At 70.7% G+C, this 9,613-nt stretch carries 9 protein-coding genes and 1 pseudogene; 2 read left to right on the forward strand and 8 right to left on the reverse strand.

All coding sequences use genetic code 11. From position 1 onward, the window contains the following. The 4 genes from ABZ281_RS23020 to argC all read right to left on the reverse strand — a co-directional run. A partial coding sequence (locus ABZ281_RS23020) for an acetylornithine transaminase (RefSeq protein ID WP_356658207.1) occupies positions 1-996 on the reverse strand: 996 nt, incomplete at its 3' end. Next, on the reverse strand, positions 993-1,907 hold the full coding sequence (gene argB, locus ABZ281_RS23025; protein WP_356658209.1) for an acetylglutamate kinase: 915 nt from the start codon (positions 1,905-1,907) through the stop codon (positions 993-995). The genes argB and ABZ281_RS23020, both read right to left, overlap by 4 nt. Beyond that, entirely contained in the window at positions 1,904-3,055 is a 1,152-nt protein-coding gene (gene argJ / locus ABZ281_RS23030; RefSeq protein WP_356658211.1) for a bifunctional glutamate N-acetyltransferase/amino-acid acetyltransferase ArgJ, read from the reverse strand. The genes argB and argJ overlap by 4 nt, the downstream gene beginning before the upstream one ends. Next, positions 3,052-4,080, reverse strand: a complete 1,029-nt coding sequence (argC, locus tag ABZ281_RS23035) for an N-acetyl-gamma-glutamyl-phosphate reductase (RefSeq protein WP_356658213.1) — start codon at positions 4,078-4,080, stop codon at positions 3,052-3,054. Before argC ends, argJ begins: the two co-directional genes overlap by 4 nt. A 171-nt stretch (positions 4,081-4,251) precedes the next feature. Here argC and ABZ281_RS23040 point away from each other — a divergent pair, with 171 nt between their 5' ends. Further along, positions 4,252-4,944, forward strand: a complete 693-nt coding sequence (locus ABZ281_RS23040) for a DUF6215 domain-containing protein (protein WP_356658215.1) — start codon at positions 4,252-4,254, stop codon at positions 4,942-4,944. Positions 4,945-5,037: 93 nt separating this feature from the next. On the opposite strand, the gene ABZ281_RS23045 is transcribed toward ABZ281_RS23040, so the two are convergent. Continuing rightward, positions 5,038-7,524 (reverse strand): alpha-L-arabinofuranosidase C-terminal domain-containing protein, encoded by a 2,487-nt coding sequence (locus tag ABZ281_RS23045; protein ID WP_356658217.1) that lies wholly within the window; start codon positions 7,522-7,524, stop codon positions 5,038-5,040. A 137-nt stretch (positions 7,525-7,661) separates the two neighbouring features. Here ABZ281_RS23045 and ABZ281_RS23050 point away from each other — a divergent pair, with 137 nt between their 5' ends. Then, on the forward strand, positions 7,662-8,108 hold the full coding sequence (locus tag ABZ281_RS23050) for a DUF6314 family protein (protein WP_356658219.1): 447 nt from the start codon (positions 7,662-7,664) through the stop codon (positions 8,106-8,108). Here the strand turns inward: ABZ281_RS23050 and ABZ281_RS23055 are convergent. The 3 genes and pseudogenes from ABZ281_RS23055 to ABZ281_RS23065 form a co-directional block, all read right to left on the reverse strand. After that, complete coding sequence (locus ABZ281_RS23055) at positions 8,090-8,683, reverse strand: histidine phosphatase family protein (protein WP_356658221.1); 594 nt, start codon at positions 8,681-8,683, stop codon at positions 8,090-8,092. The two genes, ABZ281_RS23050 and ABZ281_RS23055, sit on opposite strands and share 19 nt — an antisense overlap. Positions 8,684-8,756: 73 nt before the next feature. Then, positions 8,757-9,197: a GNAT family N-acetyltransferase gene (locus tag ABZ281_RS23060; RefSeq protein ID WP_356658223.1), complete on the reverse strand. Its 441-nt coding sequence runs from the start codon at positions 9,195-9,197 to the stop codon at positions 8,757-8,759. 41 nt (positions 9,198-9,238) lie between these two features. Further along, positions 9,239-9,613, reverse strand: a pseudogene (locus ABZ281_RS23065) (PLP-dependent aminotransferase family protein); the annotation flags it as partial.

Here is a 9,613-nt window from a genome sequence, read left to right on the forward strand (position 1 = left end):
GAGGAGCCCCGTACCCCGGACGAAATCGATCAACGGATGGCCGAGGCCCTCGATTCCGTCCCGCAGCCTCTCGCTCTGCCGCTTGACGTTCTCCAGCAACCCCTCGTTCTCGATGGTGTCGAGGACGGCGAGCCCGGCGGCGCAGGCGACGGGGTTGCCGCCGAAGGTCGTGCCGTGCTGGCCGGGCTGGAGCAGGTCGGCGGCCCGCCCGAAGGCGACGGTCGCGCCGAGCGGCAGTCCGCCGCCGAGCTGCTTGGCGAGGGTGACGACGTCGGGCAGCACGCCCTCGTGGGCCTGGTACTCGAACCAGTGCCCGGTCCGGCCGATGCCGGTCTGTACCTCGTCGAGGACGAGGAGCGCCCCGGTCGCGGCGGTGATGGCCCGGGCGGCCTTGAGGTATCCGGCCGGCGGGACGACGACGCCGAGCTCGCCCTGGACCGGCTCCAGGATGACAAGCGCGGTCTCGTCGGTGACCGCGGCGGCCAGGGCCTGCGCGTCGCCGAACGGCACGTGGGTGACGTCGCCGGGCAGCGGCAGGAACGGTTCACGCTTGCCGGCCTGGCCGGTCATGGCCAGGGCGCCCATGGTCCGCCCGTGGAAGGCGCCCTCGGTGGCGACGATGTGGGTCCGCCCGGTCAGCCGGCCGATCTTGAAGGCGGCCTCGTTGGCCTCGGCGCCTGAGTTGCAGAAGAAGACCTTGCCGTCCCGGCCGAAGAGGCGCAGCAGCCGCTCGGCGAGGGCGACGGTCGGCTCGGCCATGAAGAAGTTGGAGATGTGGCCGAGGGAGCCAATCTGCCGGGTGACGGCCTCGACGACGGCCGGGTGGGCGTGGCCGAGGGCGTTGGTGGCGATGCCGCCCACGAAGTCGAGGTAGGAGGTGCCGTCGGCGTCCCAGACGCGGGTGCCCTCGCCGCGTGCCAGGGGCAGCAGCGGGGTGCCGTAGTTGTTCATGAGCGCGCCCTGCCACCGCTCGGCGTACTCCTGATGGGCGGTCATACGGCTTCCCCCTGTTGCTCGTCGGGCACGACCATCGTGCCGATGCCCTCGTCGGTGAAGATCTCCAGCAGGATCGAGTGCTGGACCCGGCCGTCGATGACACGGGCGGTGGTGACGCCGTTGCGTACGGCGTGCAGGCAGCCCTCCATCTTCGGCACCATGCCGGACGACAGATCCGGCAGCAGCCGCTCCAGCTCGGTCGCGGTGAGGCGGCTGATCACCTCGTCGCTGTGCGGCCAGTCCTCGTAGAGGCCCTCGACGTCCGTGAGGACCATGAGGGTTTCGGCGTCCAGTGCAGCAGCGAGTGCCGCAGCCGCCGTATCAGCATTGACGTTGTAGACATGTCCGTCGTCCTGGGAGCGGGCGATCGACGAGACGACCGGGATGCGGCCGTCGGCGAGCAGGGCCTCGATGGCGCCGGTGTCGATCGCGGTGATCTCGCCCACGCGCCCGATGTCGACCAGCTCGCCGTCGATCTCGGGCTGGTGCTTGGTCGCGGTAATGGTGTGCGCGTCCTCGCCGGTCAGGCCGACGGCGAGGGGCCCGTGCTGGTTGAGCAGCCCGACCAGTTCGCGCTGGACCTGCCCGGCCAGCACCATCCGTACGACGTCCATGGCGTCCTCGGTGGTCACCCGGAGGCCGGCCTTGAACTCGCTGACGATGCCGTGCTGGTCGAGGGCGGCGCTGATCTGCGGGCCGCCGCCGTGCACGACGACGGGCTTGAGGCCGGCGTGGTGCAGGAACACCACGTCCTTCGCGAAGGCGGCCTTGAGGTCCTCGTCGATCATGGCGTTGCCGCCGAACTTGATGACGACCGTCTTGCCGTTGTGCCGGACCAGCCAGGGCAGGGCCTCGATGAGGATCTGCGCCTTGGGCAGGGCGGTGTGCTTGCGCGTCGCTCCACTGCTCATGACGAGTACGCGCTGTTCTCGTGGACGTAGTCGGCGGTGAGGTCGTTGGTCCAGATGGTGGCGGTCTCGGGCCCGGCGGCGAGGTCGGCGACGATGTGCACCTCGCGGTAGCGCATGTCGACCTTGTCGCGGTCCTCGCCGACACCACCGTTCTTGCAGACCCAGACGCCGTTGATGGCGACGTTGAGCCGGTCGGGCTCGAAGGCGGCGGACGTGGTGCCGATCGCGGAGAGCACGCGCCCCCAGTTGGGGTCCTCGCCGTGGATGGCGCACTTGAGGAGGTTGTTGCGGGCGATGGAGCGGCCCACCTCCACGGCGTCGTCCTCGGTCGCGGCGTTGATCACCTCGACCTTGATGTCCTTGCTGGCGCCCTCGGCGTCCCGGATGAGCTGCTGGCCGAGGTCGTCGCAGACCTGCCGTACGGCCTCGGCGAACTCCTCGTACTGCGGGGTGACTTCGGCGGAGCCGGAGGCGAGCAGCAGCACGGTGTCGTTGGTGGACATGCAGCCGTCGGAGTCGACCCGGTCGAAGGTCGTCCGGGTGGCCGCGCGCAGGGCCTTGTCCAGGACGTCGTTCTCCAGGTCCGCGTCGGTGGTGAGGACGACGAGCATGGTGGCGAGGCCGGGAGCGAGCATGCCAGCGCCCTTCGCCATGCCGCCGACGGTCCAGCCGTCCTTGGTGACGACGGACGTCTTGTGGACGGTGTCGGTGGTCTTGATCGCGATGGCGGCCTTCTCACCGCCGTGCTCGCTCAGGGACCCGGCGGCGGTCTCGATGCCCGGGAGCAACTTGTCCATGGGAAGCAGAAGGCCGATGAGGCCGGTCGAGCAGACGGCCACCTCGATGGCGCCCCGCCCGAGGACCTCGGCGGCCTTCTCGGCCGTCGCGTGCGCGTCCTGGAAGCCCTTCGGCCCCGTACAGGCGTTGGCGCCACCGGAGTTGAGGACGACGGCGGACACCTGGCCGCTCTTCAGTACCTGCTCGGACCACAGGACCGGCGCGGCCTTGACACGGTTGGCGGTGAACACGCCCGCGGCGGCGCGGCGGGGGCCGGTGTTGACCACGAGGGCCAGGTCGGGGTTGCCGTTCTCCTTGATCCCGGCGGCGATGCCCGCCGCCGTGAATCCCTTTGCTGCCGTCACACTCACGGCGCAACTCCGATCGTCGTCAGTCCGGTGGTCTCGTCGAGACCCAGGGCGATGTTCATGCTCTGGACGGCACCGCCCGCGGTGCCCTTGGTGAGGTTGTCGATGGCGCTGATCACGATGACCCGGCCGGCGTCCGCGTCGTACGCGACCTGCACCTGAACGGCGTTCGAACCGTAGACGGACGCCGTGGCGGGCCACTGCCCCTCGGGGAGCAGATGCACGAACGGTTCGTCGGCGAAGGCCTTCTCGTAGACGGCGCGCAGGGACTCGCCCGTGACGCCGTCGGCGGCCTTGGCGCTGCACGTGGCCAGGATGCCGCGGGGCATCGGCGCGAGGGTCGGTGTGAAGGACACCGAGACCGTCTCCCCCGCCGCCGCGCTGAGGTTCTGGGTGATCTCGGGGGTGTGCCGGTGCCCGCCGCCGACGCCGTACGGGGACATCGAGCCCATGACCTCGCTGCCGAGCAGATGCGGCTTGGGTGCCTTGCCCGCGCCGGACGTACCGGACGCGGCGACGATCACGGCCTCGGCCTCGGCCAGGCCCGCCGCGTACGCCGGGAAGAGGGCGAGGGAGACGGCGGTGGGGTAGCAACCGGGCACCGCGACGCGCTTGGACCCCTCCAGCGCGGCGCGGGCGCCCGGCAGTTCGGGAAGGCCGTAGGGCCAGGTTCCGGCGTGCGGGGAGCCGTAGAACCGCTCCCAGGCGGCGGCGTCGGCCAGCCGGAAGTCGGCGCCCATGTCGACGACGAGCACGTCCGGGCCGAGCTGCTCGGCGACGGCGGCGGACTGCCCGTGCGGCAGTGCGAGGAAGACGACGTCGTGGCCGGCGAGGACGTCCGGGGTGGTCTCCTGGAGCACGCGTCCGGCCAGGGGCAGCAGGTGGGGCTGGAGCGCACCGAGCCTCTGTCCCGCGTTCGAGTTGCCGGTCAGGGCGCCGATCTCGACCTCGGGGTGCGCCAGGAGCAGACGCAGCAGTTCCCCGCCCGCGTACCCACTCGCTCCCGCCACCGCCGCACGTACCGCCATGGATCCTCCTCCTTAGAGGGCATGACTATACGTTTCGCTGCACGTTTATGCAATCCCATTCATGGGCGGTGCGGCGGCCGGAGGGACGCCCCGGAAACCAGCTTTGTCCTGGCCATGACCACAGGGTAAGGTCCCCGGGCACATTTCAGGGGATCACGGCGGGTGGGGGACATGGCCGAGGAAATCGACGCGCACATCAAGGGCACGAGCGCGTGGGGGCAGGCGCTCGCGGCGGTGGCGCTGGTGGGGGCGCTCAGCGGGGGCTTCTGGTGGCTCGCGAAGACCTCGGCTGCGGAGAGCGAGCCGAGGCCCGCCACCTGCTCCGCCGAGGAGACCCCCGCCCCGAAGGGCAAACGCCTGACCGGCGCGCGACTGTGCGAGGCGCTGAACCGGCCCGACCTGGCCGCACTGCTGGGCACACCGACGGAGATCGCGAAGACCGCCTCCGGCAGCGACGGTTCCTTCGGGTCCCCGGGCGGCAGGAAGATCGCGACCCCGCAGGCGCAGGTCGAGTTCGAGACGTACACCGTGACGCTCTCGGCGACCTACGACGGCCTTCCGGTGGCCGGGTCGGAGTCTCTGCTCGGAAGCGACGCCCGCCCGCAGAAGGTGCTGGGCCGCCCGGGGGTCCTCTACTCGGACCGCACCATCAGGATCAGCTTCCGGCTCGACGGCGGCGACGCCGACAGCGGCCCCGGTGTTCCGGCCCGGGCCCTCACCGTCGCCCAGGACGCGAAGGACCGCGGCGGTTCCGTCGACGTCACCCTGTGGCGCGCGGACGGAGCCGTGCCGGACGACGCGGTGCTGCTGCGCGTCGCGGAGAGGGTGCTGCAGACGCTCCCGGGGTGGACTTCACGCGGGTGAGCACGGGCGTGGACTTCACGCGGGTGAGCACCCGGGTGACCGTCGCGCGAGTGTGGGCCGCCGCCCTCACACGGCGGCCCACTCCGGCGGGTCCTACCTCTGCTTGATCCGCAGGAAGGTGACCGAGTTCGCCGGGAAGGTGTACGTGAACTTCTTGGCCACGCCCCGGAAGGTGGACGACACCGGCGTCACCGGTGTGTCCGTCTCGGTGTTCACGGCGTCCTCGTCGGCGGCCAGCGTGGTGACGCGGGCCGTGGAGGCGACCTTGGCGCCACCGAGGTCGACGGCCGTACGGGCCTCGGCCGACTGGGCGTTGACGACCTTGACGATCAGGTCACCGGTCCGGGCGTCCTTGGTGACGACCTGGCGGAACGGCTCGGCCGGCTTGTCGTCGGTGAACGTGCCCCACTCCTTGCCGTCGAGGAGCAGGGTGACCTGGCGCCCGCGCACCTTGATGTCGATGTCGTAGGCCCGGCCCGTCTCGATCGACCCGGCCTTCGTCATCAGGGTGCCCTTGCCGCCGTCCACGGCCTGCTCGATCGCGGACTGGGTGTTGTTCCAGCCGCCCAGGTTCCACCAGTAGTAGTTGCCGGTGTCCTTGACGCCGAAGGCGACGAGGAAGCCCTCCTTGCCGGACTTCTTGGTGGCCTTCACATGCAGGTCGTAGTCCTTCCAGGCCGGGTCGCCCGCCGTGACCATGGTGTTCTCGGCGGCGGTGTCGGTCTGGACGTAGGCCCCGTCCTGGATGCTCCAGCTGCCGGTGCCGGCGTGCTTCCACTTCGAGGCGTCACCGGAGAAGTCGTCGCTGAGCAGGGTCGAGCCATCGGCGGAGGTGACCTTCACATCGTCGTACGCGGCACTGGTCGCCCATGTCGACAGGCCGACGGCACCGGTGATGGGGCCGCTGACGTCCGGGGTCCCGGTGGCCCGGGAGGGAACCACTCGGTCGCCGACGTTGTTCATGAACAGCTTCTGGACCTCGTAGTTGGCCGAGTTCCAGGAGGAGCGGTTGTTGAACCAGATCAGGTCCGGCCGCCACTGCACGTAGTCCTCGTTGGCGAGCAGCGGCGCGTACGAGGCCAGCTTGACGACGTCCGCGTTGCGCTCCAGGCCGGTCATGAAGGCGGCTTCGGAGAGGCCGTTCTTCCAGGCGTTGCCCCGGGAGGCGTACTCGCCGAGGAAGACCTTCGGGCCGTTCCTGTCGTAGGAGTCGTAGCGGTCGTTGTTCTGCAGGAACCAGTTCGGGCTGTTGTAGTAGTGCTCGTCGACCATGTCGACCTCGGCCTCGCGGTTGAGCTGCCAGGCGGTGTCGAAGGTCGAGCCGGCGTCGTCCGGGCCCGAGTTGGAGATGACGGTGATGTCCGGGTACTTCGCCTCGATGGCGGCCCGGAACTGCTGGAAGCGGGCGAAGAACTCCTTGGGGAGGTTCTCCTCGTTGCCGACCTCGATGTGGGTCAGGTGGAAGGGCTTGGGGTGGCCCATCCGGGCGCGGACCTTGCCCCAGGTGGAGGTCGCGGGGCCGTTGGCGAACTCGATGAGGTCCAGGGCGTCCTGGATGTGCCGCTTGAGCAGCGCCTCGTTGTCGGTGGCCTTGTTCTGCCCGCAGCCGGTCACCAGGGCGGGGACGACGGGCAGCGGCATGGCGCCGATGTCCTCGGAGAAGCGGAAGTACTCGTAGTAGCCGAGGCCGTAGCTCTGGTTGTAGCCCCAGAAGTTGGCGTTGGTGGCGCGCTCCTCGACGGGGCCTACGGTGTCCTTCCACTGGTAGCTGCGCTTGCGCTGCCAGTTCGAGGCCTCGCTGTAGTCCTCCATGGAGCCGGTGTTGACCAGGCAGCCGCCGGGGAAGCGCACGAAGCCCGGCTTCAGGGCCGCGATCTTCTCGGCGAGGTCCTTGCGCAGGCCGTTCGGCTGGTTCTTGTACGTCTCGCGCGGGAACAGCGACACCTCGTCCAGCGCGGCGGCGTCCGCCGAGGCGACGGCGAGCCGGCCGCGGTTGCTCGTGCGGGTCGCCCTGAAGGTGGCCTTGTACTTGGCCCAGCCGCCCTTCACGGCGACCTGGCGGGCGGTGGCCAGACTGCCCGCGGCGTCCTTCAGCGAGACGGTGAGCGTGCTGCCGCTCGCGGCGCGGGCCCACACGGAGAAGTCGTAGCGCTTGCCCTGCTCGACCCGGATGCCGGTGTTGTAGCCGGAGTTCGTGACGGACGAACCGGCGCCCAGCGAGAGGTAGTTGCGGTTGCGTTCGTTGAGCCGCCCGGCGTCGTTGACGACCTGGGCCGTGCCGCCCACCGACCAGGAGGTCAGGGGCATGTAGGAGCCGTTGTCGGCGGTGGAGTACTCAAAGGATCGGTTCTGCACGAGCTCGGCGTACAGACCGCCGTCGGCGGCCCGGTTGATGTCCTCGAAGAAGACGCCGTACATCGTGTCGTCGATCTTCGCGCCCTGGGCGGACGGGTCGACGGTGATCGCGTAGTCGGTGGCGTCCTCGGCGTGCGCGGGGGCCGGTACGAGGGCTGCTGCCGTCAGGAGGGCGGTGGTCGTGAGACCCAGTCTCCATCGGGTGCGGGCGGCGGTGCGTGGCATGGATACTCCGCGGCTCTCTGGTAGAGGAGTGTTCGAAATATCAGACATTGATCAGCACTTCGAACGGCAAGATAGGGAGGGGGCGGATGCGCGTCAATGGGTCGCGCAGCAACGGTCGGGACGGAGAGCGGGGCAGGATGGGCGAGTTCTGGCCAGTGCCGGACGTGCTGGCGTATCTGGCCGGGCGCTGGCGGGTGTCACGGTCGGTGCGGGATCTCGCGAGCGGCGCGGAGGGCGAGTTCACCGGCGCCACCGTCTTCCGTGGGGACGAGGAGGAGCCCGGCGGGTTGCTGCACCTCGAGGCCGGCACCTTCGTCTGGCAGGGCGTCGCCCGGCCCGCGGAGCGCACGCTGCGCTTCCTGCCCGGCCCGGGCGGCACGGCCGAGGTGCGGTTCGCCGACGGGCGTCCGTTCCACGACCTGGATCTGACGTCCGGCCGGCATGTCGCCGCCCACCCCTGTGCGGCGGACCTCTACCGCGGCGAGTTCACCGTCCACGACTCCGCCCGCTGGCGGACGGTGTGGCGCGTCGGCGGCCCCGCCAAGGACCTCGTCCTGCGGACCGACTACGCGCGCGAGGGCTGAGCGGACGCCCCGTCGAAGCGCAGGTTCCAGCGGCCGGCCCGGCCCGTCACGGACGTCGTCGACAGCGGACGGACGTCGATGTTCCAGTACGTCGAGGGCGGCGCCTTCAGGGCGTACACCAGGGCGGCCCGGATCACGGACGGCTCGGCCACCGCCACGACCCGGCAGCCGTCCTCGACGGGCCGGGTGTCGAGCCAGCCGCCGACGCGGGTGATGAAGTCGACCAGCGACTCACCGCCGTGCGGTGTGGCGCGGGGGTCGGCGAGCCAGGCGTCCACGGCGTCCGGCTCCCGGGCCATCGCCTCGCCGAGGGTCAGCCCGCGCCACCGGCCCATGTCGCAGTCGCGCAGTCCGAGCTGGACCAGCGGCGCGTACCCGAGCCCCTCCCCCGTCGACCGGCTGCGCGGAGTCGGCGAGCAGTAGCGCAGTTCGGCGGCGGCGAGCGGCAGCAACTCCTGGGCGAGGCGCTCCACCTCACCCCAGCCGGCCTGGTCCAGCGGCCGGTCGTCCTCGAAACGCTCGGCGAGCAGCGGAGAGCTGCGCGCGGAGGCGACGAACGTGACCCGAAGTGGCATGCGGCGATCGTGGGCGCAGCAAGTACGCAGGTCAAGAGGCGTTACCTACGAGTTACCCAGGGTGTGCCGGCCCTCACTGGCCGAAGATGAGCGCCATCCAGTGCTCGGGCTGTTCCAGCTGCGCGAACCCCAGTTTCGCGTAGACCCCGTGCGCGTCGTGCGTGGCGAGGAGAACGCGCCGCACCCCGTACTGCCGCATCTCGTCCCGTACGGCGGCCACGAGCGCGCTGCCGACGCCCTTGCCGCGCACCGACGGATCGACGTACACGTCACACAGCCACCCGAAGGTCGCCCGGTCGGTGATCACCCGGGCGTACGCGACCTGCTCCCCCGACACCGTCTCGTGGACGCCGAAGTTGAGCGAGCCCTCGATCGCCCGGTCCTGCTTCTCCCGGGTGCGCCCCAGCGCCCAGTACGCGTCGGTGGACAGCCAGTGGTGCACGCGCTCGCGGTCGACGCGGCCGGGGTCGGTGGAGATCTCGTAGCCCTCGGGCAGGCTCGGCGTGTCGCTCATGACGGCGATGCTCGCAGGCCGTCCGAAGGTGCGTCGAGCGGTTATCCCAGCACCTCGTCGCAGGCCGTGCGCAGCCGTCGTACGCCCTCCGCGATCTCTCCGGTCCCGGCGACCGCCGCGAAGCTGAGCCGCAGGTGCGCGGCCGGTGGTTCGGCGCTGAAGTACGGGCGTCCGGGCGTGAGGGCGACGCCGGCGCGCAGGGCCGCGGAGGTCAGGGCCGACTCGTCCGTGCCGTCGGGCAGACGGGGCCAGAGGTGGTAGCCGCCGGAGGGGATGTGGGGCAGAGCCAGCTCCGGCAGGTGCAGGGCGAGGGCACCGGTCATCGCGTCGCGCCGGGCCTTCAACTCCGCGGAGACGGCCCGCAGATGGCGCGGCCAGGCGGGTGAGCCGACGAGTTCGAGTGCGGCCTCCTGGAG

Source organism: Streptomyces sp. NPDC006265 (assembly GCF_040613555.1).
Lineage (GTDB): Bacteria > Actinomycetota > Actinomycetes > Streptomycetales > Streptomycetaceae > Streptomyces.